The organism is Subtercola endophyticus, assembly GCF_021044565.1.
Lineage (GTDB): Bacteria > Actinomycetota > Actinomycetes > Actinomycetales > Microbacteriaceae > Subtercola > Subtercola endophyticus.
This window is the reverse complement of the sequence record NZ_CP087997.1, coordinates 564505-589092: the sequence shown is the minus strand read 5'-3', so window position 1 is coordinate 589092 and position 24588 is coordinate 564505. Positions and strand designations below refer to the sequence as shown.

The window sequence follows — 24588 nt, the reverse complement described above, 5'->3', positions numbered from 1 at the left end:
GGCGTGCGCAGGCAAACGAATTCCACAGGGTGGCGAGCGGCCATTCTCTCCACAATCGACTGTAGCTGCCACCATGTGCGCAGAGAGACTGAGAGGATGAGCGCATGAACTTTCTGCGATCCGAGCGCAACGCGGCAGCCATCTTGCTGGTGGCTGCTGCGCTCGGTCTGGTGCTCGCGAACACGGGCATCGGCGCAGAGCTGCTGCAGATCAACGCCGCACACATCGGCTTCGCCTCGATCAACCTCGATCTCTCGGTCGAACACTGGACGAGTGACGGGCTTCTCGCGGTTTTCTTCTTCATCGTGGCCGTCGAACTCAAGCACGAGCTGGTCGCCGGGTCGCTGAACACGCCGGCGAAGGCACTGCTGCCGGCGATCGCCGCACTCGGCGGCGTCGTCGTGCCGGCCGGGGTGTTTCTGCTCTTCAACCTGGGTAGCCCGTACGCCGACGGCTGGCCGATTCCGACCGCCACCGACATCGCCTTCGCCCTGGGTGTGCTTGCCATCTTCGGTCGCGCCTTACCCACGAAGGTACGGGTCTTTCTGCTCGCCCTTGCGGTTCTCGACGACCTGGTGGCCATTCTGATCATCGCCGTGTTCTTCACGACGTCGCTCAATGTGCCCGCGCTGCTGTCGGCGGCGGTCTGTGTCGCGGTGTTCGGTGTGCTGAGCTGGATGCTCGGCCGAGGTCGGCGGGAGGGGGCATCCGGTGCCCTCACCCACCGTGGCGTTCGCATCGCCATCGGCATCGTAATGGTGCTGATCGCACTTCTTACCTGGGATCTGACCTACCAATCAGGCATTCACGCCACGATCGCCGGCGTCGCGCTCGGGCTCGTGATGTCGGCGAAGCCGGCCGCACGCACCGCCCACGCGCTGCAGCCGTGGTCGAACGCGATCGTGCTGCCGCTGTTCGCGTTCTCGGCGGCGCTGGTGGCGATTCCGTCGGTCGGAATCGGCGAGTTGAGCCCGGCGTTCTGGGGCATTCTGGTGGCGCTGCCGGTCGGCAAACTGGTCGGTATCACCGTGGCGGGCTGGCTCGGCAGCCGATTCGTGGGCAAGCGCGCGCCTGCGTCGAGCGTGCTGTCGTTGCCCGATCTGGTGATGATCGGCGGGCTCGGCGGCATCGGATTCACGGTCTCGCTCTTGATGAACGAACTGGCGTTCAAGGGCTTCGACGAGGTGATCGACGAGGGCACGCTGGCCGTGCTGTTGGGCTCGGCGGTGTCGATCGTGGTGGCGTCGGTGCTGGTGGCCCAGCGGTCACGGGCATACCGGCAGGCGACGGATGCCCGGGGCGAGCCTGGGGCGAATGGCGGCACCGGTACGACCGACGCCCACACCAGCGGCGGCACCGGCACCGGCGCCCATACCCGCCGCGACGCCGACAGCAGCGGCGCCCGTGCCCGCAGCGACCCCGACCTCGAGCTCGACGCCGAACCGGCAGACTCCCCCTTCGCCGACTGACTAGTCGAACGACCCCGACACCCGACACCCGACGCCGTCAGCCGCAACCGGACGCGCACTGGCCTTAGCCTGCGGCGCGCGGCGGCACTTACACGGCGGCGTCTGCTCCCGCGATCTTCTGCTCCAGCACCGCGCGCTCGGCGGCGTTGCCGCACAACTCCACGGCACGCGCCCATTCCGCGCGTGCCTCGAGTGTGCGCCCGAGTCGCCACAGCAGCTCTCCCCGCACGGCGGGAAGCAGGTGCGATCCACCCAGTTCGCCGCGCACAACCAGCTCATCGACGATAGCGAGTGCATCCGCAGGCCCCGACGCCATCGCCACGGCCACAGCGCGGTTGAGGTCGATGATCGGTGACGGCGAGAGGTGGCCGAGAGCCTCATAGAGAACGACGATGCGCTGCCAATCTGTCTCGGCCACCGAGGGCGCGACGGCGTGGCACTCGGCGATCGAGGCCTGTAGGCCGTAGGCGCCCAGCCCTCGGCCGGCGGCGACGGCATGGGCGAGAGCGGCCTGCCCGCGCCGGATTGCGGCGTGATCCCACAGCCGCCTGTCTTGGTCTTCGAGGAGAATAACGCGTCCATCGTCGCCCTGCCGCGCCGGAAACCGTGCCGCGGTGAGTTCGAGCAGAGCGAGCAGCCCGAACACCTCGGGCTCGGGCTGCAGCGCGACGAGCGAACGGGCCAGACGCCGCGCCTCGGCCGCCAGGTCGGCGCGCATCACGTCGCTGCCGCTCGAAGCCGATGATCCCTCGGTGAAGATGAGGTAGACCACGTGCAACACCGATCCGAGGCGCGCGGGGCGTTCGTCGGGCTCGGGCACAGCGAAGGGCACTCGCGCCGCAGACAGAGTCTTCTTGGCGCGGGTGATGCGCGCCTGGATCGTGGCCACCGGCACCAGAAACGCTTGAGCGATCTCTTCGGTGGTGAGCCCGCCGATCATCCGGAGTGTGAGCGCGATGCGCGCCTCTTTCGAGAGCAACGGGTGACACGACACGAACATGAGGGCGAGCACGTCGTCATCGATTGCGTGGGGGTCGAAGAGCGCGTCGGGCCCCGGCGTGGCCTCGTCGAGGCCGCGCGCGAGCAAAGCGTATCTCTCGTCACGCGCGCCACGGCGGCGAAAGGCGTCGATGGCGCGGCGCCGGCCCGTCGTGAGCAGCCAGCCGGTGGGTTCGGCCGGAACACCGTCGACGGCCCAGGAGACGAGCGCTTCGGCGACCGCCTCCTGGGCAAGATCTTCGGCGAGCGAGAAGTCTCCCGTATAACGCGCCAGTGCCCCGACGATGCGCGCAGATTCCCTGCGCCACACCGCCTCTACGGCACTGCGAGCGTCAGAGCTGCCCGGTCTGCTCACGCCAGGCGCGCTCCTTCTGCACCCATTCGTTGTCTTGCGGAAATTCGTCGATCTGCGTCACCCGGCGGATCTCGGTTTTGCTCCCGCTCACCATCGGCGCCCGCTTGGCCCACTCGACGGCCTCCTGAATCGAAGCGACGTCGAGCACGTAATAGCCGTTGAACAGCTCTTTCGTCTCGCCGTACGGCCCGTCGGTCACCACCGGGATCTCACCGCTGAAGTCGACAACGACGCCCTCATTCGGGTCGTCGAGGCCTTCCGCGGCGAGCAGCACGCCCGCCCGGATCAGTTCGTCGTTGAAGCGCCCGATCGAATCGACCATCTCGGCGAAATCGGTGTTCATCATCGCTGCAAGCGATTCGTCGGTTGCTCGCCAGATCAGCATGTACTTCGGCATGGTGCTTCCTGTCTTTCTGTTTCAGTGCTGCAAGGTCGCCAGTCGACCTTCTCATCTACAGGTCGAACAGCGCGAGCAGAAATCGACACGCTTCGAAAAAAGGTCGAGCGAGTGACGGGTAGCGTTGACGGGTGACCGCCCCCACCTCCCCCGCCGCCGGCTCTCCGCCCGCACGCTCGGGCGGTGCCGCGCCACGCGGCCCCGCGACGCTCTGGCCGGTCGGCATCGTCATCGCCGGGCTCGCCTGCCAAGAGGTGGGCGCCTCGTTCGCTGTTGTGCTGTTTCCGCTGGTCGGAGCGCTTGGCATGGTCACGCTGCGTCTGGTGTTCTCGGCGATCATCCTGCTCATCATCGCCCGCCCGAAACTGCGCGGGCACTCGCGCGGCGACTGGATGACCGTGGTGGGGTTCGGCGTCGTACTCGCCACGATGAACATGCTGTTCTATGAAGCGCTCGCCAGGCTGCCGCTCGGAACGACCGTCACAATCGAGGTTCTGGGTCCGCTGGTCTTGTCGGTCGCAGTGAGCCGACGTGCGTCGAGCTGGCTCTGGGCGGTGCTCGCGTTCGCCGGCGTGGTGCTGCTGAGTCAGGGCGGTGCGGATGCTCTCGACCCCGTCGGCGTCGCGTTCGCTGCTGGCGCCGGCGCCGCGTGGGCCGGCTACATTCTGCTGTCGTCGAGGTCGGGGCGGCGGTTCGCAAAGCTCGATGGAATCGCCCTCGCGATGGCGGTCGCGGCGGTGGTATCGCTGCCGTTCGGGGTCGGCTCGGCGGGGGGATCGATCATCCAGCCGTCCGCGCTGCTGCTCGGGTTGGCCGTGGCCGTGCTGTCGTCGACGATTCCGTATGCGTTCGAGCTGATCGCCCTGCGCCGGCTGCCGGAGGCGGCGTTCTCGATTTTGATGAGCCTCGCGCCGGCGATCGCGGCGCTGGCCGGGCTCGTGATTCTGGGGCAGCAGCTGACCTGGGTGGAGGGTGTGGCGATCGTGCTGGTGATTGCGGCGAGCATCGGCGCGGTGCGTGCGGCCTCCGTGCGGGCGCGGCAGGAGGTGGCGCAGGGCGTCGCTTAGGCGACCCGGTTACGCGCTCCAGCCCGACTGCAGGGCTGAGCCGAAGGCGATGAGCGCACGATACTGCTGCAACCACATCTCGTGTTTTTGCGGACCCCGGTGCCACACGAGCCGCCGCTTCTCTACCTCGGGCCAGAGCGAATCCAGGTCTGCGCGCCAGCACTCGAGGTCGACCCAGCATCTGCCCGAGCGCGTTCGATAGAGGGTTGCGACGACGTTCTCAGAGCCGATGGGGCCGACGACGGCCATCTGGTCTTCTTCGAGCACCTCCGCGTCTGCGAACAGCCGGGCATCGCCGGCAATTCGTGCGTCGCCGCCGACCGCGGCGAAACCTCCGACCCGCGCATCACCCCGAACCCAGCAGGCTCCGCCAACACGTGCGTCGTCTCCCACGGTCGCGTCGCCGCAGATCTGACACGAGCCGCTGATTCGGGCGCGACCTTCGACGGTCGCGGTGCCGTGAACCGTCGCCCATTCGCCGATGTGAGCCTGGTCGCGGATGCGCGCATCACCCGAGATCTGCACGTCGTCACCCACCGCACTCGCCCCCGAGACAACGGCACGTTCACCGATCTCGGCACGACCCGAAACGATCGCTTCGTCAGCGATCAGCGCCCGGCCTGTCAGAACCGCGTCGCCGAGAAGCATCGCGTTGTCGGCTACCCACGCTTCGCCCGAGAGGCGCGGGCGCCCGTCGGGCGTAGTTGCTCCTTCGAGCCACCCGCCGAGGTCGCCCGCACGCACCGAACTCCTGATGCTCGTCAGGGCACGAACGCGATGCAAGAGAACGCCGTTAGCTGCGCGTCGCGAGTACTCGCTCAGTTCGTAGGTGGGCTGCTGCGAATTCATATGGTTTCTTGCCGTGGACGATGTTTACTCGAGAGTTTATCACCTTATTCAAGCGGCAAGGAGTGGGCGGGGTCAGGCCGAGGCGGAAGGGTTCAGGCCGAGGCGGAAGGGTTCAGGCCGAGGCGGCAGCAGCGTCGGCGGCTGGCGAGGCAGCAGCGGCGGCCGGCGGCGGGAAGATGGCGGCGAGCAGGTTCTCGACCCAGGAGATGAGTTCGGCATCCGGCAGCGGGGAACCGTTCACGACCGGCATGGGCACCGAAAGCGCCGACGCGGCGGCGAGATACTTCGCCGACGGGTACATGCGGCGCAGCCGCACCTGCACCGAGTCGGGCAGGTTCGCGGGCGCGACACGCAGGTTAGAACCCATGGCCACCACCTCGGAGAGCCCGGTGCGCTGGGCGAGCCGGCGCAGCTTCGACACCGTGATGAGGTTCGTGACCTGCTCGGGCGGTTCGCCGTAACGATCGATCAGCTCTTCGAGAACCTGGTCGATCTGGCCCTCGGGCGAGGCGGGAGACGTGGCAGACGAGAGCTTCTGGTAGGCCTCGAGCCGCAAACGCTCGCTGTCGACATAGTCCTCGGGAATGTGGGCGTCGACGGGCAGTTCGAGCCGCAGCTCGGTCTGCCCCTCGGCTACATCGCCGCGGAACGTCGACACAGCCTCGCCGATCATGCGCAGGTAGAGATCGAACCCGACGCCCGCGATGTGGCCGGACTGCTCGCCGCCGAGCAGATTGCCGGCGCCGCGGATCTCGAGGTCTTTCAGCGCGACCTGCATGCCCGAGCCGAGCTCGTTGTTCGCAGCGATCGTCGAAAGCCGGTCGTGCGCGGTCTCGCTGAGCGGCTTGCCCTCGTCGTACAAGAAGTAGGCGTACGCACGCTCTCGCCCCCGGCCGACGCGACCCCGCAACTGGTGCAGCTGCGACAGGCCGTACTTGTCGGCACGGTCGATGATGAGCGTGTTGGCGTTCGGAATGTCGAGTCCGGTTTCGATGATCGTGGTCGACACGAGTACGTCGAACTTGCGCTCCCAGAAGTCGACGATGACCTGTTCGAGCACGTGCTCGGGCAGTTGGCCGTGAGCAACAGCGATGCGGGCATCCGGAACCAGCTCGGCGATGTGCGCGGCGACCCGGTTGATGGATTGCACGCGGTTGTGCACGAAAAACACCTGGCCCTCGCGCAGCATTTCGCGGTGAATTGCCGCGGCGATCTGGCGGTCGGAGTTCGGGCCGACGTAGGTGAGAATCGGGTGCCGGTCTTCGGGCGGGGTCGCGAGGGTCGACATCTCGCGGATGCCCGTGACGGCCATTTCGAGCGTGCGCGGGATGGGCGTGGCGCTCATCGACAGAATGTCGACGTTGGTCTTGAGTTTCTTGAGCTTGTCTTTGTGCTCGACCCCGAAGCGCTGCTCTTCGTCGATGATGACGAGCCCGAGGTCTTTGAACGCAAGCGATTCGGTGAGAATGCGGTGGGTGCCGATGACCATGTCGACGGTGCCGTCGGCCAGACCTTTGACGGTTTCGCGCACCTCTTTGTCGGTCTGAAACCGAGACATGGCGCGGGTGTGCACCGGGAACCCGGCGAAGCGCCCGCTGAACGTCTCGAGGTGCTGGCGCACGAGCAGAGTGGTCGGCACGAGCATGGCGACCTGTTTGCCTTCTTGAATGGCCTTGAAGGCGGCCCGCACCGCGACCTCGGTCTTGCCGAAGCCGACGTCGCCGGCGAGCAGGCGGTCCATGGGGATGGGCCGTTCCATGTCGGCCTTGACCTCGTCGATGGTGGTGAGCTGATCGGGGGTCTCGGCGAACGGGAACGCCTCTTCGAGCTCTCGCTGCCAGGGCGTGTCGGGGCCGAACGCGTAGCCCTTCGACGCCATGCGCGCGCTGTACAGCTTCACCAGTTCGACCGCGATGTCGCGCACGGCTTTACGGGCCTTCGACTTGGCGCTCGACCAGTCGCTGCCGCCCATCTTCGACAGGGCGGGCGCTTCTCCCCCGACGTAGCGGGTGAGAAGATCGAGCTGGTCGGTGGGCACGTAGAGTTTGTCGCCCGGGTAGCCGCGCTTCGACGGCGCGTATTCGAGGGCCAGGTATTCGCGCGTCGTCTTGACCGGGTTGCGGCCGCCGCTGGAGACCTCGCGCTGGGTGAGTTCGATGAACTTGCCGATGCCGTGGGTCTGATGCACGACGATGTCGCCGGGCTTCAGCTGTAAGGGGTCGACGACGTTCTTGCGGCGGGTCGCCAGCTTCTTGACCTGGCGGGCGTCGTAACCGGCGCTGCGGCCGTAGAACTCAGACTCGCTGACGAGGGCGAGTTTCGCCTCGGGCAGCTCGAATCCGCTCTCGACGGTCGCTTTGACGAGGTAGGCGATGCCGGGCTCAGGGTTCGCCGGAAAGTCGTCGACGATTCGGGCGGCCAGCTCGCGGCCGGCCAGAACGTCGGCGGCGCGCTCGACGAGTCCGTTTCCGGCGGCGACCACCGCGACGCTCCAGCCGTCGTGCAGGCGGGCGGCGACGTGCTCGAGGGCACCGTCGACGTTGCCCTGAAAGCTGGGTACGGCATCGGCCGCGATGCGCACGTAGTGTGCGTCAGTGTCGACGATGGCTTGCAAATGTTCGTCGACGGATGCTGTACCGCTGTCGAACGTACTGAGGGTCCACCACGGGCGGTTCACCCCGGCGGCGAACTTGAGGTCGGTGAGGGTGATGAACTCCCCCGATGCCAGGTCGATGGGCGCCTCGGCGCCGACGGTCGCGGCGCTCCAGGCGGCGGCGAGAAACTCGCGGTTCGTCTCAGAGAGGCTCACGGCGCGGCTCGCGACTCGTTCGGGCGAGATCACCGCGATGGCGGCACCCTCGGGCAGATAGTGGGTGACGGTGACGAGGCGATCGAGCAGGGCCGGAGCCAGACTCTCCATGCCTTCGACCGGGATGCCCTGGCCGATCTTCTCGAGCAGGCCGGCGAGACTCGGAAACTCGTGCTGCATCTCGCGGGCACGCTGGCGCACCGATTCGCTGAGCAGCAGTTCGCGGCTCGGCGGCAGCTCGACCAGCTCGAGGCCGGGGCCGCTGCTGGCGCTGCCGCTGCTGGCGCCGCTGCCGTGTCCGCTCGTCGAGTCGTCGATGGAGCGCTGATCTGCGACCGAGAAGAGCTTGAGCTCTTCGATCTCGTCGCCGAAGAAGTCGACACGCACCGGATGCTCGGACACGGCCGGAAAGACGTCGAGAATGCCGCCGCGCACGGCGAACTCCCCCCGCCGGGTCACCATGTCGACGCGCGAGTAGGCCAGGTCCACCAGATCGGCGGTGAGGCGGGCGAGGTCGTAACCGCGGCCGCCGCGCACGAGGCGAACCGGTTCGTGCTCGGTGAGGTTGTCGGCGAGCGGCTGAAGTGCGGCACGCACCGAGGCGACCACGATGAGCGGGCGGGGGCGGGAGGGTGCTGCGGCGGATGCGGAAGCGCCCACGGAGGTCGCGGGCCGCGTCGTGGCGGCAGAGTTAGCGGGCCGCGTCGCCGACGAGGCGCTGGATTCGACCGACGTGCTGGACTTCTTGGCGCGCTTCGGGGCGACGGGCGGCGACCACTGCGGCGGGAGACCGGCCGCATCCGCTGCTGCCGTCTCGGCAGACCAGGCGGCGAGGCGGCGAAGAGCCGCGATGCGCTTGCCCACGATCTCGGCGCTGGGGCTCAGTCGTTCGTGCGGAAGGGTCTCCCACGCGGGAAACTCGAGCACCTCGGCCTCGGGCGCGAGCGCTGCGAGGCCGGCGCGCATGGTCTCGGAGTCGCGCCCGGTGGCGGTGACGACGAGCAGAACCTGCGGCAGACCCTTCTCGGCGCGGCGGCCGAGCAGGCCCGAGAGCAGCGGGGCACGCAGCCCGTCGGTAAGCGAGAAGTCGGCGTCGCGACCCGACTCATCGAGGGCGCGCTCGAACGTCGAGGCGCGCGAAAGCGCAGCGATTAAGCCCTGAAGGATCACCACGCAAGTCTACGGGCACCCTCCGACACGCTCGCCCGTCAGGCACCCCGGCACTCGCGCGCGCCGCCCACGCTCGACACGAACCCGCCGAGGCACCCGGCGAAGTGCAAACGTAGGAGATTTCGACACGGTGAAGGCTATGCGGCCCCACGGTGACGAAATCCCCTACGTGTTGCCGGAGGGTGTGGGCGGAAGAGGCGCGGGCGCGCCAGGGCTGTTACGCGGAGGGCGGCGGGGCGTGGAAGCGCTGCTGGGCCGCGGTGAGGCCGTCGGTTGCGATGAGCTCGACCGCATCGGCCGCGTCGGCGAGCAGGTTCGGCAGGGCGGCGCGCTCGGTGGGGGTGAAGTCGCGCAGCACGAAGTCTGCCGCGCTCTGGCGGCCGGGCGGGCGACCGATGCCCACACGAACCCGCGCGAAGTCGGACGTACCAGTGGCGGCAGCGATGTCACGAATTCCGTTGTGTCCGCCGTGCCCCCCGCCGAACTTCAGGCGCAGGGTGTCGAACGGAATGTCGAGCTCGTCGTGCACCACGATGAGGTGCGACGGCGAGGCGTCGTAGTACGACAGCAGCGCGGCGACGGGTCCGCCGGAGTTGTTCATGTAGCTGTTCGGCTTGGCCAGCACGAATCGCGGCCCACCGGGCGTCGCCCGACCCGTGGCGACGCGGGCATTCACGCGGCCCGCCCCCGACGAGAACGAGGCCGAGAGCCGCGAGGCGAGCTCGTCGAGCACCATCTGCCCCACGTTGTGCCGATTTCCGGCGTACTCCGGCCCAGGGTTGCCGAGCCCCACCACCAGCCACAGGTCGTCGCCCGCCACCGTAGATCTCCTTGCTTGCAGCATCCATTTTGCACAAAAGCACCGAAACGGCGAAGTATCGGTGCTTTTGCGCAAAGTCGACGGCGTGAGCCGCCGAGAGGTGGGTTACGCGGGGGTCGGAGCGTCGGTGGTCGACGCGTCGCCGGCCGACAGGCTGTCGCCGAGGTCTTGCTCTTCGGGCACAGACACAGCCACGATGAGCTGGTCTTCGTCGCCGACGAGAACGGCGCCTTCGGGCAGCGTGATGTCTTTCGCCAGAATTTGGGTGCCGGCCTCGGCGCCCTCGATGTTGACGATGACGCGGGTCGGGATGTTCGTGGCGAGCACCTCGAGCAGCAGCGAGAACGTGTCGAGGTCGGCGGTGGTACCGGAGACCGGCTCACCTTCGACGTGCACGGTGACCTCGACCTGAACGCGCTCACCGGCGCGCACGACGATGAGGTCGAGGTGCTCGATGATCTGGCGTACGGGGTCTTTCTGAACGTCTTTCACCAGCGCGAGCTGCTGCTTGCCGTCGATGTCGAGCTCGAGCAGAGCGTTCGACTTACGGATGAGCAGGAACACTTCGTGGCCCGGAAGGCTCACGTGCTGCGGCTCTGCACCGTGGCCGTAGATCACGGCCGGAATCTTGCCGGCGGCACGCAGCTTGCGCGCCGCGCCCTTGCCGAACTGGGTGCGTTGTTCGGCAACGATCTTGTTGTCGTCGTCAGTCATGGGTTTTCTCCTCTGGAATGGTGTTCAACTCGAACGCGTCTGCGTGAGGAAGAGCCAGGTTCAGAAACCCAAATTGCTTCGTCCGCCGCGTCGATTACGGATGCCGGGCATCCCTCGCCGAAGTCAGTGGCCAAGCCTACTACACACCGAGCAGTAACGCGTACACGCCCATGCTGATCGCGTAGAGCACCGCGATGATGAGGTACCCGTAGACGTTGCGCCGCACCCCGGCCCCGGGCTTGTGCCACCAGTCGAAGACCTTGAAGATCCAGGGCGCGACCAGCCAGCCCAGCAGCTGTGTGCTCACCACGTTTCCGATGAACAGGCTGGCCCAGAACGGTATTCCGCCCAGCAGCGGATTGCCGATGAACACGCTGAAGAGAAACACGATCGGGTACAGCACGAGCAGCACGAGCAGGTTGTCTTTGAAGATGGTGGCGCGGCTCTGCCGCCCCGGCTCCCAGAACCCGAAGCCGTAACTCGACTTCGACACGCGCACATTCGAGTTGTACGCCTCACCCTCTTTCAGCAGCTTCGCCCGCTGCGGCGAGTTCTGCCAGGCCTCGAGGTGCTCGTCGGTGTCGAACGTCAGGATGACCGTCCAGTCTTCTTGCACACCGGGAGTCGGCCGCTCGATCTTGTGCCCGACGAACCCGGTATAACTCGACTCCGCGGCGGAGATCTTGCGCTGCCAGGCGAGAAAAGCATCCTCACCGCCCGGCTCGACGTGACTGGTCACGATGATCGAGGCGGCCTTGTTCGTCGAGGAGTCTTCGGTGACGAGGTGAATGTCTTCTTGACCGACGAAGTGACCCTTGATCTGGTCGATGAAGGATGCCCGTTCCGCACTCTGCAGCCAGGTGCGAGCCGCCTCGGCGTTGACGAACCGCTGGATGAGCACCCAGTCGTCTTGCGTCGGCGGAGACGGTTCGATGACCTTACGGTCGATGAAACCCGGCCAGGTGGCCATGACCACGCCGAGCCGCTTCTGCCAGTCGCGATACAGGTCGTCGCTCTCGGGAATGACCCGTCGCTCGATGATGAGCGAAACCGGGCCCCCCGAGGTCGGTGTGGCGGAATCCGGACTCATCGTGGTCACGGCGTACTACGCGGTCGCGAAGGTCGACTCGACGGTGATCGACTTCTGGTAGGCCTTCTCGCCCATGATCCAGGTCTGGTCGACGGCGCGCTCGTCGCCCACGATCATGATGCCGAACAGCATGTTCGCCGCGTCGTCGACCGTGACGGGGTCGCCGCCGTCGGCGATGAGCTGCGAGTGCCAGTCGGCGCCCGCGGGGCCGGCCGTCCAGTCGAGGGCGACGAAGTCAGCCTCTTTACCCACCTCGAAGCTACCGACCTTGTCGTCGATGTAGAGGCCCTCGGCACCGCCCAGGGTGATCGACCAGAAAGCTCGGTAGGCCGAGAGCTTGTTTCGCTCGGACTGCGCCACATCCATGCGCGACGGATCGATGCTGCCGTCGAGGATGGTGTTGTTGATCATGCCGACCTTGTAGGCACCGTCGAGCACCGCGAGCATGCCGAAACGGTTGCCGCCACCCATATCGGTTCCGAATGACATGCGGATACGGGCATCCGGATCGGTCGCCTTGCCGAGGCGGAACAGCCCGCTGCCGAGGAACAGGTTGGAGTGCGGGCAGAACGTGACCGAGGCGTCTTTATCATGGATGCGCTGGAACTCGTCGTCGGAGAGCCAGACGCCGTGCCCGCCCGAGAACTTGGGGCCGACCAGGTTGTACTTCTCGTACACGCCGAGGTAGTCGTCGCACTCGGGGTGCAGGGCGAGCACGCCTCGGATCTCGTGCGGGTTCTCGGAGATATGCGTGTTCACCCAGGTGTCGGGGTATTCCTTCTTGAGCTGCTCGCACTTCTCCATTTGCTCGGGACTCGAGCCGAAGGCGAAGCGCGGCGTGATCGCGTAGAGGTTGCGGCCCACGTTGTGGTACTTCTCGATGAGGATCTTGCTGTTCTCGTAGAAGCTTTCGGGGGTGTCGGCGAAGTACTCCGGAGCGTTCTGGTCGATGCCCGTGAGGCCGCCGATGATGCGCATTTTGCGGCGGGTCGCCTCTTCGAAGAGCTCTTCGGTACAGACCGGGGCCGTGCTCGTGAACACCTGAGCGGTGGTCGTGCCCGACGAGAGCAGATTGTTGAAGAAGCGCGTGGCGCCGTCTTTGGCGTAGTCGCGGTCGGCGTAGCGGGCCTCTTCGGGAAAAACCCACTTCTGCAGCCACGGCAGCAGCTGCAGGCCGTAGGCGCCGAGCACGCGGGTCTGCGGAAAGTGGATGTGCCCGTCGATGAAGCCGGGCGTGATGATGCGGTGCTCGATGTGCGTAGTCGGGACGTCGCCGTACTGCGCGCTCAACTCGGTGTAGGGGCCGAAAGCGGTGATGATGCCGTCTTCGACGACGAGCAGACCGTCTGCCACGAAGCGGGCCGAGGCTTCTTCGTCACCGACGTGCTTCCACGGGTCGTCGACGAAGTCGAAAAAGGTTCCTCGGATGGCGTGAGTGGTCACAGATCAGTCCTTCGCTCGATTTCAGATGAAGGGTTGAAATCTGGCACCCCTTCACGATGTTAGTGGGCCGAAGTGCCCACAAATACCCCTCGTTCGGGTCTGGCCTTTTCGTCGCTGCGGGTGCGGAGAGGATGCCCGGGGCAGACGTCACGACGCCGTCGTCAGAGGCGAACCGCTACGCTGGATTCGACGTACTCAGGAGGAAAAAATTGGCTGAAACAAGCGAAGCGACGGCGAACATCGGTGTTGTCGGATTAGCGGTGATGGGCTCAAACCTAGCGCGAAACCTGGCGAGCCGCGAAGGAAACACGGTAGCGGTGTACAACCGGTCGCCAGAACGCACCCAGTTGCTGACCGACGAGCATCCGGAGGCCGGATTCGTCGCCTCCGAGAAGATCGAAGACTTCGTCGCCTCGCTTCAGAAACCGCGCACCGCGATCATCATGGTGCAGGCCGGTAAGGGCACCGACGCCGTCATCTCGCAGCTCGCCGACCTGTTCGAAGAGGGCGACATCATCGTCGACGGCGGCAACGCGCTGTTCACCGACACGATCCGCCGTGAAGAGGCCGTGACGGCCAAGGGCATCCACTTCGTGGGCACCGGAATCTCGGGCGGCGAAGAGGGCGCTCTGAAGGGCCCGTCGATCATGCCCGGCGGCTCGAACGAGTCGTACGAGACGCTCGGCCCGATTCTCGAGTCGATCGCGGCGGTCGCCGAGGGCGAGCCGTGCGTGACGCACGTCGGCACCGGCGGCGCGGGTCACTTCGTGAAGATGATCCACAACGGCATCGAGTACGCCGACATGCAGCTCATCGCCGAGTCGTACGACCTGCTCACCAAGATCGGCGGGCTGACGCCGGCCGCCGCGGCCGACGTGTTCACCGAGTGGAACTCGGGCGACCTCGAGTCGTACCTCATCGAGATCACGGCCGAGGTGCTGAAGCAGGTCGACGCCAAGACGGGCAAGCCGTTCGTCGACATCGTGCTCGACCAGGCGGGCTCGAAGGGCACCGGCGTCTGGACCGTGCAGAACGCCCTCGATCTGGGCGTTCCGGTCGGCGGTATCGCCGAGGCCGTGTTCGCCCGTGCCGTGTCTTCGCACCCCGAGCAGCGCGAGGCGGCTCAGGCCGTCATCGCGTCGCGCCCGACGCCGGTCGAGGTCGGTTCGTCGTTCAGTGACGACGTGAACGCGGCGCTCTACGCCTCGAAGGTCGTCGCCTATGCGCAGGGCTTCGACGCCATCATCGCGGGCGCCGAGAAGTACGGGTGGGACATCAATAAGGGCAACATCGCCAAGATCTGGCGCGGCGGCTGCATCATTCGCGCCCAGTTCTTGAACCGCATCGTCGAGGCGTACGACAAGAATCCCGGCCTCAAGACCCTGCTCGCCGACCCGTACTTCGCCTCGGCGGTTGCCAATGGTGAGGCGGCGTGGCGGCGTATCGTCTCGACGGCAGCGCTGTCGGGCATCCCGGTTCCCGGCTTCAGCTCGGCACTGAGCTACTACGACTCGCTCGCAGAGAAGCGGCTTCCCGCTTCGCTGGTGCAGGCGCAGCGCGACTTCTTCGGAGCGCACACGTACAAGCGGGTCGACATGCCGGGCACGTTCCACACGCTGTGGTCGGGCGACCGTAGCGAGATCGAGTCAGAGGGCAGCTCGCACTGATGGCTTCTGACGCTCGCACTGACGCAGGCGCAGGCACAGGCACTGGCACTGACGCAGGCACAGTCACCGCCGCCGACGGCGCGCCAGAAGAGGCCCAGCGGCCGGTCGCGTTGGTCACCGGCACGTCGACGGGAATCGGGCTCGCCACGGCGGTCGCCGCCGCGCAAGCGGGTTTTCAGGTCGTCGCCACCGTGCGGCGAGCTGGAAGCGAGGCCGAACTGCTCACCACTGCAGAGGCGTACGGCGTCGCTGACCGCGTGGCGGTACGGATGCTCGACACGACCGATGCGGCAGCCGCCGAGTCGCTCGTGAACGACGTGGCTGCGCAGTACGGCCGGCTCGATGCCGTTGTGAACAACGCGGGCTCAGGTCACGTCGGCACCGTCGAAGAAGATTCCCTCGACGCGATCCGCGCCGTCATGGAGGTCAACTACTTCGGGGTCGTGAACGTGACCAAGGCCGCGATGGCTCACCTGCGGGCATCCAGTGGCTCGGTCGTCACCGTGTCGAGTGTGGGCGGCGTGGTCGGGCAGCCGTTCAACGAGGCGTACTGCGCCGCCAAGTTCGCCGTCGAGGGAATGATGGAGTCGCTGCATCCGGTCGCCGCGGCGGTAGGCGTGCGTGTCGTCATCGTGGAGCCGGGGCCGGTTGCAACGAGTTTTGTCGACAACGTGGGTGTGGGCGAGAGTGCGGTGCGGGCATCCGGGCCGTACGGTGAGGCGTTCGACCACTACATCGAGCGCACGCGGGGCGCCTTTGCGAACGCGCAAGAAGCACAGGGCGTGGCCGACGTCATCGTGGGAGCGCTGATCGGCGACGACGTTCCGCTGCGGCTGCAGTCGTCTGACGCCGCGACGGCGTTTGCGGGTATGAAGTTGCGCGACCTCGACGGCAGCGTCGTGACGGGCGCCACGGCGGGCTGGGTGGTCTGATGACGGGGCCCGGAGGCGCGGTGACGGCGCGGCCGGGTTGCTCGACGCCAAGATGGCAGGCGCTGACGGGGCGGGCGCCGACGGGTTGGGCGCCGAGCGACTGATGGCCGAATACTACGACGAGCCCGAGTTGGCCGGCTACGAGCCCCACGAACCGCGTGGGGCCCGTAGCCCGCGTCGCCAGCGCACCATGCAGATCGTGGTGCTGCTCGGAATCGTCGCGCTGGTGCTGCCGGGCATCCTCACCACGTACAGCCTCGCGAAGTCGACGGCGCAGGCGGCGTGCGCGGCCACAGTGGCGCAGCTCTCGCGCACTGTCACGGCGTCGGGCTCACGCGTGCAGTTCGAGTTCTTCGGGCCGGGCGGCGTGGGCTGGCAGTGCTACACGGTGGGGGCGTACGGGGGCGACCGGATGCCCGTGGCGATGCTCGGGCTCATTCCGAGTTACCCGGCTCCCGTTCCGGCCGAGGCGCCGGCCCTCGACAGCTGACGCTGCCTCTGCCTCTGCCGTTGCCGTTGCCGTTGCCGTTGCGAGCGCGACACTTTCGGACGAGAGCGACCGCCGCGGCGCCTCATCTCGTCCGCAAACATCGCTCTCGCGAGCGGGCGCGAGGCGCGGGCTAGAGGCCCAGGCGCACCTTCACCTCGTGGGCGGAGGGGTTCGTGGCGCTCGAGCCGTCGGGAAACAGCACGGTGGGCACGGTCTGGTTGCCGCCGTTGAGCGATTCGACGAGGGCTGCAGTGCCTTCGACCTCTTCGATGTTCACCTCGGTGTAGGCGATGCCGTCTTTGTCGAGCTGCTTCTTGAGGCGGTTGCAGTATCCGCACCACGAGGTGGAGAACATCGTGATGGATTCGGCCGCAGGCACGAAGTCGGTGGTAGTCGTCATATCCACATCAACCTGACTCAGAACCGAATCATTCCGAAAGCTCGCTCAGGCGTCGCCGTCGAACATGGAGGTGACCGAGCCGTCGTCGAAGACCTCGTGAATGGCGCGGGCGAGCAGGGGCGCGATCGGCAGGATCGTGAGCGACGGAAAGCGCTTCTCGGCCGGGATGGGCAGCGTGTCTGTCACGACCACCGAGTCGATGAAGTCGCTCTGCAGAATCTCGCTGGCGGGGTCGGAGAACACGGCGTGCGTGGCCGCCACGATGACGCCCTTCGCCCCCGCGTTCTTCAGCGCCTCCGACGCGGCGACGATCGTGCGGCCCGTGTCGATGAGGTCGTCGACCAGCAGGCACCAGCGCCCGCTCACGTCACCGACGATCTCGTGCACCGAGACCTGGTTCGGCACCAGGGGGTCGCGGCGCTTGTGGATGATCGCCAGCGGTGTTCCGAGCTTGTCACTCCACACGTCGGCGACCCGTACGCGACCCATGTCGGGAGAGACGACCGTGAGCTCGGCCATGTCGTACGTCGCTCGTACGTGCTCCATGAGCACGGGCATCGCAAACAAGTGGTCGACCGGGCCGTCGAAGAACCCCTGGATCTGCGGGGCGTGCAGGTCGACCGACATGATGCGGTCGGCGCCGGCCGCTTTGAACAGGTCGGCCACGAGGCGCGCCGAGATCGGCTCACGGCCGCGGTGCTTCTTGTCTTGCCGGGCGTAGGGGTAGAACGGCGCCACGACGGTGATTCGCTTCGCCGAAGCGCGCTTCAGAGCATCTACCATGATGAGCTGCTCCATGAGCCACTCGTTGATGGGCGTCGAGTGCGACTGGATGACGAACACGTCGCTGCCGCGCACACTGTCGTCGAAACGAACGTAGAGTTCGCCGTTCGCGAAGGTGTGGGAGGTGGATCCGATGAGGGTGGTGTCGAGTTCTGCGGCGATGGCCTCAGCCAGTTCAGGGTGTGCCCGGCCGGTTGCGAGAACCAGGTGCTTTTCGCCGTTCGAGGTGATCTCTGACACTTATTCTCCGGTTCGTTCGGCGGGCTGTTCTGCTGACGCCTCGACGGCGTTCTGTGGGGCCAAGGCAGCCTGCGCCGCCACGTCGGCAGCGCTGCCGGCGCGATGGGTCGCAACCCACCCTTCGAGGTTTCTCTGCGGAGCGACGTTCATGGCGAGCGAACCCGCCGGCACGTCTTTGCGCACCACTGTTCCGGCGCCGCTGTATGCTCCGTCGCCAATTCTAACGGGCGCGACGAACACGTTGTGCGAGCCGAGGCGCACGTTCGAGCCGATCTCGGTCTCGCTCTTGGTGACGCCGTTGTAGTTCGCGAAAATCGAGCCGGCGCCGATGTTCGAATCGACGCCGATGTGCGCGTCGCCGACGTACGACAGGTGCGGCACCTTGCTGCCGTCGCCGATCTGAGCGTTCTTGGTTTCGACGAAGGCGCCGATCTTTCCGTGTGCGCCCAGAATCGTGTTCGGCCGCAGGTAGGAGAAGGGGCCGACCGTCGCGTCGGCTCCGATGACGCTGAGCGTCGCATCGCTGCGCTTCACCACGGCACGCTCGCCGATCTCGCAGTCGACCAGGGTCGTGTCGGGGCCGACGATGGCGCCTCTGGCGACGGTGGTCGCCCCCTTGATCTGCGTGCCGGGCAGAATCGTGACGTCGGGTTCGAAGGTGGCCTTGAGGTCGATCCACGTGGTCGCCGGGTCTTGCACGGTCACCCCGGCCAGCTGCCAGCCCCGGATGATCAGGGCATTCATCTTGGCGGCGGCCTCGCTCAGCTGCGCCCGGTCGTTGATGCCGGCCACGAGCCAGGATTCCGCGACAGGAAGCACGGTGACCTCCGAGCCGGCGCGGCGCAGCAGCTCCACCATGTCGGTGAGGTACTTCTCGCCCTGGGCGTTGTGCATGGTGAGCTGCGGCAGAAGGTCGCGCAGCTCGGAGACGCCGAAGAGATAGACGCCGGCGTTGATCTCGGCGATGGCGAGCTCGCTGTCGGTGGCGTCACGATGCTCGACGATGCGGTCGACCCGGCCGTTACGATCCGTGACGCGGCGCCCGAAGAGGGGCGTGGATGCCCGCGCTGCGGTATCGGCCGCCGACTCCTGCTCGGGCTCGTCTGGTGTGCGCACGATGCGGCCGTAACCCGACGGGTCGTTGAGAAACGCTGAGAGCAGGGTGGCGGAGGCCCCGCCGTGTCGATGCTCGTTGATGAGCCCGGCGAGGGTCTGAACATCTAGCATCGGGGTATCGCCGTTGATGACGAGCACGTCACCGTCGAAGTCGGCGGGAAGCGACGCAACGGCCTGCTCGACAGCTCGGCCGGTGCCCGGGGTCTCGTCTTGGTCGACGACGAGGCCGTTCGGCAACTCGTCGACGATGACCTCGACGAGGGCATCACGTTCGTGCCGCACGACGGCGACCGTATAGGCCGCGTCGAGTTCGCGGGCCGTGGCGAGCACGTGGCTCACAATGGGAATGCCCGCCAGGGTGTGCAGAAGTTTGGGGGTAGCGGATTTCATTCGCGTTCCCTGGCCTGCTGCCAAGATGATGATCGCGAGCTTGGAGTCGGTCACGAAACTCTCCCTGTCTCCGTCGTGTTGCGCTCCGCCTCCAGGATTCGAACCTAGTCCTAACAGCTCCAAAGGCTGTCGTGCTGCCGTTACACCAAGGCGGAATGGCACGCCTGCTCCTGCGGCCAGTAAGCCATTCTGCCAGAGCTTCGGGGGCGCCGCGAACGCAATGTGAGCCGAGCCGCACAGATTCTCGGTGTCGGGCCCGGGATAATGGAGGGATGCCCGACTCCGAATCCGCTGACTCCGTCGACCGCATCGTCGAGGCGTGGATGCGCGAGCGGCCCGATCTCGACTTCGCTCCGTTGCAGGTGCTGTCGCGCGTGTGGCGCATCTCGCGTCATCTCGACCGGGCCAGGCGCAACTCTTTCTCGACGAGCGACCTGGAATCGTGGGAGTTCGACGTGCTCTCGGCGCTGCGGCGCGCGGGGGCGCCCTACCAGTTGAGTCCGAAAGCGCTGCTCGAAGAGACGCTCGTGTCGTCGGGAACGATGACGAACCGCATCGACCGCCTGGTGACACGCGGGCTCGTGGAACGGCGTACCGACCCGAACGACGGGCGCGGCATCCTCGTCACCATGACAACCGACGGCGTGGCCCGGGTCGATGCCGCCATCAGCGAGCTCGTGGGGTCGGAGGCGGATTTGCTCTCGGGCCTCTCCCGCCCCGACCAAGACCGGCTCGCTGCCCTGCTGCGCAAACTCTCGCGCGACTTCGACTGACCCGACCTCGGTTTTGCGAAGAAGCACCCATTTTCGCGATTTTGGGTGCATGTTCGCAAAATGGGCGAAGCCTCGGCTCAGGCGAGCAGCTCGCTGAGCTCGAGCCAGCGCAGCTCGAGGTCCGAGAGGGTGTTCTGCGTGGCATCCAGTTCGGCCGAGAGGGCACCGAGGCCGGTGTAGTCGCTCTGATCGTGGGCGGCCATGCGGTTGTGAATCTCGTTGACCTGCGTGCCGTACTTCTCGAGGCGACGGTTCACCGACGCGAGTTCTTTCTGGGCGTTCCGCAACTCCGCCCCGTTCAGTTTGGGCGAGGTCGGCGGGGCCGAGGCCGAAATTGCCGCCGCTGTCGGACTGTCGCTCGACCCGCGCGTCTCGGTGCGCTGCTGCAGAGCGCGCACCTCGAGGTACTGGTCGACGCCGCGCGGCAGATGGATGAGGCCGCCCTCGATGACCGCGTACTGGTTGTCGGTGACGCGCTCGAGCAGGTACCGGTCGTGCGAGACGACGAGCAGCGTGCCCGGGAACGTGTCGAGCAGGTCTTCGATGGCGGCCAGCATGTCGGTATCGAGGTCGTTGGTCGGCTCGTCGAGAATCAGCACGTTGGGCTCGCTGAGCAGAATGAGCAGCAGTTGCAGGCGTCGCTTCTGACCACCGGAGAGGTCTTTCACGGGAGTGGAGAGCTGGGCGCTCGAGAATCCGACCCGTTCGAGCAGCTGGCTGGGTGTCATCTCTTTTCCGCCGCTGACGTAGGTGCTGCGCTGGCGGCCGATGACCTCGCTGACTCGGTCGTTGAGAATCTCGTCGAGTTCGAAGAGCTGCTGGGTGAGCGTGGCGACCTTGATGGTCTTGCCGCGCTTCACGCGCCCGGTGGTGGGCTGCAGCGTTCCCGACACGAGGCTGAGCAGGGTGCTCTTGCCGACGCCGTTCACGCCCAGGATGCCCGTGCGCTCGCCCGGAGCGATACGCCAGGTGATGTCGTGCAATACGGTTTTGGGGGCGGCATCGCCTCGGCCGTCGTAGACCACCGACACGTTCTCGAGGTCGACCACGTCTTTGCCGAGCCGCTGCATGGCCATCGAGGCCAGCGAGATCGAGTTGCGAGCGGGCGGTTCGTTCTCGATGAGCGCGTTCGCCGCCTCGATGCGGAACTTCGGCTTGGCCGTACGGGCGGGTGCCCCGCGGCGCAGCCACGCGAGCTCTTTCTTCATGAGGTTCTGCCGCTTCGACTCCATCGTCGCCGCCATGGTGTCGCGTTCGACGCGCTGCAGGATGTACGCCGCGTATCCGCCCTCGAAGGGCTCGACGAGCTGGTCGTGCACCTCCCACGTGGCCGTGCAGATCTCGTCGAGAAACCACCGGTCGTGTGTCACGACCACGAGTCCGCCGGAGTTCGTCGACCAGCGGCGCTTGAGGTGCCCGGCGAGCCAGGCGATTCCCTCCACGTCGAGGTGGTTGGTGGGCTCGTCGAGAAAGATGATGTCGTGGTCGCCGATGAGCAGGGCCGCGAGCGCGACACGACGGCGCTGGCCGCCCGAGAGGTCTTTGACGCTCGCCTCCCACGGAATGTCGGAGGCGAGACCCGCGATGACGTCGCGCACGATGGGATCGCCCGCCCAGACGTGCTCGTCGATGTCGCCCACGATGGCCTGCCCGACGGTGAGAGCGTCGTCGAGCGTGTCACTCTGGTCGAGCACCGCGAGCGTGACGCCGTTGCGCCGGGTGACGCGGCCCGCATCGGGCTCGAGTCGACCCGACATGAGCTGCAGCAGCGTGGACTTGCCGTCGCCGTTGCGCCCGACGATGCCGATGCGATCGCCCTCGTTGATGCCGAGGGTGACGTTCTCGAAGATCACGCGGGTCGGATACTCGAGACGGATGCCTTCGGCTCCCAGAAGATGTGCCATGACTCAAGTTGACCACACCGGCGGGGTAGCGTTGACCGGTGACGACTACGAGCATCGGCGAGCTGATCAGCGCCCGAATGACCACCACGCCCGATTTTCCTGAACCGGGCATCCTGTTTCGCGACTTGACGGCGGTGATGGCCCATGGGCCGTCGCTGTCGGCGGTGACGGATGCTCTGCTCGAGGCTATTCCGAACGATGTCGATGCCGTGGTCGGCGTCGAGGCCCGAGGGTTTCTGTTCGCCTCGGCGGCGGCACTTCGCCGGGGTATCGGCGTGTTTCCCATTCGCAAGGCCGGAAAACTTCCGGGTGCCGTGCTCGCGGAGACGTACGACCTCGAATACGGCACCGCCACCATCGAACTGCAGCCCGACGCGCTGGCGCCCGGCTCGCGGGTCTACGTGCTCGACGATGTACTCGCCACCGGCGGAACGATGGCGGCGGCCATCCGTCTGCTCGAGCGCGCGGGTTACATCGTGACGGGGCTCGGCGTCGCCATCGAGCTCACCGCCCTCGACGGCCGCGCCGCCGTGCCCGGCTACCCCGTCAACGCCCTGCTCCCCATCGACTGACCTACCTCGCGCCGCTTCCTCGCGCCGCACCTGCGGTGGTTTGGCGCGCGCGCGGTGATTCGGCGCGCGCGCGGTAGTTCGAACTACCGCGGACGCGCCAAAGTACCGCGGCTACCCAAGCGACGGGGCGGGACGGGACGGGGTGGGGGGCCGGTGGGGCGGACGGGTGGGCGGAGCGGTCAGTCGGAGATGACGCGGGCGCCGTGTACGGGGCCGGTGGCCCGCACGACGGTGTAGCGCGCGGCCGAGAGGGCGATCTGCAGCTCGAGGGCGCCGTCGAGGTCGGCCGCGAGGAACGCGACCGTCGGTCCGGAGCCCGAGACGATTCCCGCGAGCGCACCGTTCGCCTCGCCGAGTTCGAGCACCTTCGCGAGCGAGGGCGCGAGGTGCAGCGCCGGGGCCTGCAGGTCGTTGTAGAGCGACTCCGCCAGCATGTGGGGGTCGCCGGCGCGAAGGGCCTGCAGAACATCCGCATCGACCGACGGCTGCATCTGCGCCGGAAAGATGTCTTGCGCGTGCCGGTCACGGTGCCGGTCGAGTTCGCGGTAGACCTCGGGTGTGCTCGAGCCGAAGTCGGCGAGGGCGAGCACCCACTGGAAGGTTCCCTTGGCCAGCGCGGGGCTCAGCTGGTCGCCGCGGCCGGTGCCGATGGCCGTTCCGCCCGTGAAGGCGAACGGAACGTCGGCTCCCAGGCGGGCAGCGAGCAGCAGCAGCTCTTCACGGCCGAGCTCGGTGCCCCAGAGGGTGTCGCAGGCCAGGAGGGTGGCCGCGGCATCCGCCGACCCGCCGCCCATGCCGCCGGCGATGGGCACGTTCTTGACGATTTCGAGGTGCACTCCCCCGCGATAGCCCGCCTTGTGCGCGGCCATGCGTGCCGCGCGAATGGCGAGGTTCGACCCGTCGGTCACCAGTTCGCTCGTGTCGATGGGCCCGCTGAACGACACCGAGAAGTCGTCGGCCTGGTAGGCGCGCACATCTTCGTACAGCGAGACGGCCTGGTAGGCGGTGGCGACGTCGTGGTAACCGTCGTCCATGACGGCCCCGACCTTCAAGAAGACGTTGATCTTGCCCGGGGCCCTGACATGAACCGTTCGGAGACCCGTGTTCACTGTCATGCATTTAACCTAGCCCAGCAGCGGCTCACGTTTATCGCTCGTTGCGGTGTGCTAAGTGCCTGGGCGCGATGGCTGGGCGCGGTGGCTGGGCACGGTGCTCGCCGCGGCGAGCGGATGCCCGGGGCCGGCGTCGCCGCTGGCCTCAGTCTTCGCGCAGCGCCTCCTCGGCGATGGCCAGAAAGTCGTGCACCGTCAACTGCTCGCCGCGTGACGTCGGGTCGACGCCCGCGGCCTGGATGATCTCCGCCGCGGTCTTCGAATCGCCGAACACGCTCGACAGGGACTGGCGCAGCATCTTGCGGCGCTGCTGAAACGCCGCGTCGACCAGGGCGAACGTCGCGATGCGCAGCTCTTCGCTGGCCAGACTCGTGTTCGAACGCTCGAACGCCACGAGCACCGAGTCGACGTTCGGAACCGGCCAGAACACCTGGCGGCTTACCGAGCCTGCCGTTCGCCAGGTTCCGTACCAGGCGGCCTTGACGCTCGGACTGCCGTAGACCTTCGACCCGGGCGGCGCGGCGATGCGGTGACCGACTTCGGCTTGCACCATCACGACGCCCGAGAGAATTCCCCAGAAGTGCTCGAGAAAGTGCAGCAGCACGGGTACGGAGATGTTGTACGGCAGGTTCGCCACCAGGCGGGTGGGTGCGCCGGGAAGAGAGAAGACGCGCAAGGCGTCGTCGCGGATGACGGTGAGCCGGGCATCCGGTTGCAGCATGTTCACCGTGAGCGGGAGCTGTTCGGCGAGGCGCTTGTCGATCTCGACGGCGATGACTTCGGCGCCCATCTCGAGCAGGCCGAGGGTGAGCGAGCCGAGGCCCGGGCCGATCTCGACCACGGTCTCGCCGGGCTGCACACCCGCGATGCGCACGATGCGGCGCACCGAGTTGCCGTCGATGACGAAGTTCTGGCCGAGCTTTTTGGTGGGGGTGAGGTTCAGCAATTCGGCGAGGTCGCGCACCTCGGCGGGGCCGAGCAAGACGCCCTTGTCGGCAGGCTGCGTGGCGGGTGAAGTGGCGGCGGG

General features: G+C 66.9%; 21 protein-coding genes and 1 tRNA gene. 7 read left to right on the top strand and 15 right to left on the bottom strand.

What is annotated here, in order from left to right; all coding sequences use genetic code 11:
* Nucleotides 1-104: 104 nt before the first annotated feature.
* The gene (locus tag LQ955_RS02985; protein ID WP_231026750.1) at nt 105-1469 is read left to right on the top strand and encodes a Na+/H+ antiporter NhaA; all 1365 of its coding nucleotides are present in this window, start codon (nt 105-107) and stop codon (nt 1467-1469) included.
* Nucleotides 1470-1557: 88 nt separating this feature from the next.
* Here the strand turns inward: LQ955_RS02985 and LQ955_RS02980 are convergent, their stop codons facing one another.
* Both LQ955_RS02980 and LQ955_RS02975 read right to left on the bottom strand, forming a co-directional pair.
* The gene (locus tag LQ955_RS02980; RefSeq protein WP_231026749.1) at nt 1558-2823 is read right to left on the bottom strand and encodes an RNA polymerase sigma factor; all 1266 of its coding nucleotides are present in this window, start codon (nt 2821-2823) and stop codon (nt 1558-1560) included.
* Nucleotides 2801-3220 (bottom strand): YciI family protein, encoded by a 420-nt coding sequence (locus LQ955_RS02975; protein ID WP_231026748.1) that lies wholly within the window; start codon nt 3218-3220, stop codon nt 2801-2803. Before LQ955_RS02975 ends, LQ955_RS02980 begins: the two co-directional genes overlap by 23 nt.
* 224 nt (nt 3221-3444) lie before the next feature.
* Here LQ955_RS02975 and LQ955_RS02970 point away from each other — a divergent pair, with 224 nt between their 5' ends.
* Complete coding sequence (locus LQ955_RS02970; RefSeq protein WP_231028245.1) at nt 3445-4287, top strand: EamA family transporter; 843 nt, start codon at nt 3445-3447, stop codon at nt 4285-4287.
* Nucleotides 4288-4296: 9 nt separating this feature from the next.
* Here LQ955_RS02970 and LQ955_RS02965 read toward each other — a convergent pair whose 3' ends face one another.
* The 6 genes from LQ955_RS02965 to guaD form a co-directional block, all read right to left on the bottom strand.
* Nucleotides 4297-5136 (bottom strand): LbetaH domain-containing protein, encoded by an 840-nt coding sequence (locus LQ955_RS02965; RefSeq protein ID WP_231026747.1) that lies wholly within the window; start codon nt 5134-5136, stop codon nt 4297-4299.
* Nucleotides 5137-5248: 112 nt separating this feature from the next.
* Nucleotides 5249-9115 (bottom strand): transcription-repair coupling factor, encoded by a 3867-nt coding sequence (mfd, locus tag LQ955_RS02960; protein ID WP_231026746.1) that lies wholly within the window; start codon nt 9113-9115, stop codon nt 5249-5251.
* Nucleotides 9116-9332: 217 nt separating this feature from the next.
* Nucleotides 9333-9959 (bottom strand): aminoacyl-tRNA hydrolase, encoded by a 627-nt coding sequence (gene pth / locus LQ955_RS02955; protein ID WP_231026745.1) that lies wholly within the window; start codon nt 9957-9959, stop codon nt 9333-9335.
* 81 nt (nt 9960-10040) lie between these two features.
* Nucleotides 10041-10649: a 50S ribosomal protein L25/general stress protein Ctc gene (locus LQ955_RS02950; protein WP_231026744.1), complete on the bottom strand. Its 609-nt coding sequence runs from the start codon at nt 10647-10649 to the stop codon at nt 10041-10043.
* Between the two features lie 139 nt (nt 10650-10788).
* Nucleotides 10789-11739, bottom strand: a complete 951-nt coding sequence (locus LQ955_RS02945) for an antibiotic biosynthesis monooxygenase (protein ID WP_231028244.1) — start codon at nt 11737-11739, stop codon at nt 10789-10791.
* A 15-nt stretch (nt 11740-11754) separates the two neighbouring features.
* Nucleotides 11755-13182 (bottom strand): guanine deaminase, encoded by a 1428-nt coding sequence (gene guaD / locus LQ955_RS02940; RefSeq protein ID WP_231026743.1) that lies wholly within the window; start codon nt 13180-13182, stop codon nt 11755-11757.
* A gap of 263 nt (nt 13183-13445) precedes the next feature.
* Between guaD and gndA the strand changes: the two genes are divergently transcribed.
* From gndA to LQ955_RS02925, 3 genes are read left to right on the top strand one after another with little or no spacing between them, the layout of a single operon-like run.
* Nucleotides 13446-14849: an NADP-dependent phosphogluconate dehydrogenase gene (gene gndA / locus LQ955_RS02935; protein WP_231028243.1), complete on the top strand. Its 1404-nt coding sequence runs from the start codon at nt 13446-13448 to the stop codon at nt 14847-14849.
* Nucleotides 14849-15781, top strand: a complete 933-nt coding sequence (locus LQ955_RS02930) for an SDR family NAD(P)-dependent oxidoreductase (RefSeq protein WP_231026742.1) — start codon at nt 14849-14851, stop codon at nt 15779-15781. Before gndA ends, LQ955_RS02930 begins: the two co-directional genes overlap by 1 nt.
* A gap of 52 nt (nt 15782-15833) precedes the next feature.
* Nucleotides 15834-16271: a hypothetical protein gene (locus LQ955_RS02925; RefSeq protein ID WP_231026741.1), complete on the top strand. Its 438-nt coding sequence runs from the start codon at nt 15834-15836 to the stop codon at nt 16269-16271.
* Nucleotides 16272-16401: 130 nt separating this feature from the next.
* Here the strand turns inward: LQ955_RS02925 and LQ955_RS02920 are convergent, their stop codons facing one another.
* From LQ955_RS02920 to LQ955_RS02905, 4 genes are all read right to left on the bottom strand, one after another.
* A complete protein-coding gene (locus tag LQ955_RS02920) occupies nt 16402-16671 on the bottom strand; it encodes a mycoredoxin (protein WP_231026740.1) in 270 nt (89 codons plus the stop codon).
* 45 nt (nt 16672-16716) lie between these two features.
* Nucleotides 16717-17694, bottom strand: a complete 978-nt coding sequence (locus LQ955_RS02915; protein ID WP_231026739.1) for a ribose-phosphate diphosphokinase — start codon at nt 17692-17694, stop codon at nt 16717-16719.
* Nucleotides 17695-19254 (bottom strand): bifunctional UDP-N-acetylglucosamine diphosphorylase/glucosamine-1-phosphate N-acetyltransferase GlmU, encoded by a 1560-nt coding sequence (locus tag LQ955_RS02910; protein ID WP_231026738.1) that lies wholly within the window; start codon nt 19252-19254, stop codon nt 17695-17697. It abuts the gene before it with no gap.
* Nucleotides 19255-19283: 29 nt separating this feature from the next.
* Nucleotides 19284-19355: transfer RNA gene (locus LQ955_RS02905), tRNA-Gln, on the bottom strand.
* 117 nt (nt 19356-19472) lie between these two features.
* Here LQ955_RS02905 and LQ955_RS02900 point away from each other — a divergent pair.
* A complete protein-coding gene (locus tag LQ955_RS02900; protein ID WP_231026737.1) occupies nt 19473-19973 on the top strand; it encodes a MarR family winged helix-turn-helix transcriptional regulator in 501 nt (166 codons plus the stop codon).
* A 77-nt stretch (nt 19974-20050) separates the two neighbouring features.
* Here LQ955_RS02900 and LQ955_RS02895 read toward each other — a convergent pair whose 3' ends face one another.
* Nucleotides 20051-21877, bottom strand: coding sequence for an ABC-F family ATP-binding cassette domain-containing protein (locus LQ955_RS02895; protein ID WP_231026736.1), 1827 nt, complete (start codon nt 21875-21877; stop codon nt 20051-20053).
* 38 nt (nt 21878-21915) lie between these two features.
* Here LQ955_RS02895 and LQ955_RS02890 point away from each other — a divergent pair, with 38 nt between their 5' ends.
* Nucleotides 21916-22449 carry an adenine phosphoribosyltransferase gene (locus tag LQ955_RS02890; RefSeq protein WP_255713676.1) on the top strand — a complete coding sequence of 178 codons (534 nt, stop codon included), beginning with the start codon at nt 21916-21918 and terminating at the stop codon, nt 22447-22449.
* A gap of 179 nt (nt 22450-22628) precedes the next feature.
* Here the strand turns inward: LQ955_RS02890 and LQ955_RS02885 are convergent, their stop codons facing one another.
* Together LQ955_RS02885 and rsmA are read right to left on the bottom strand one after the other, a co-directional pair.
* Nucleotides 22629-23564 (bottom strand): 4-(cytidine 5'-diphospho)-2-C-methyl-D-erythritol kinase, encoded by a 936-nt coding sequence (locus LQ955_RS02885; RefSeq protein WP_231026735.1) that lies wholly within the window; start codon nt 23562-23564, stop codon nt 22629-22631.
* A 142-nt stretch (nt 23565-23706) separates the two neighbouring features.
* Complete coding sequence (rsmA, locus tag LQ955_RS02880) at nt 23707-24543, bottom strand: 16S rRNA (adenine(1518)-N(6)/adenine(1519)-N(6))-dimethyltransferase RsmA (RefSeq protein ID WP_231028241.1); 837 nt, start codon at nt 24541-24543, stop codon at nt 23707-23709.
* Nucleotides 24544-24588 lie beyond the last annotated feature (45 nt).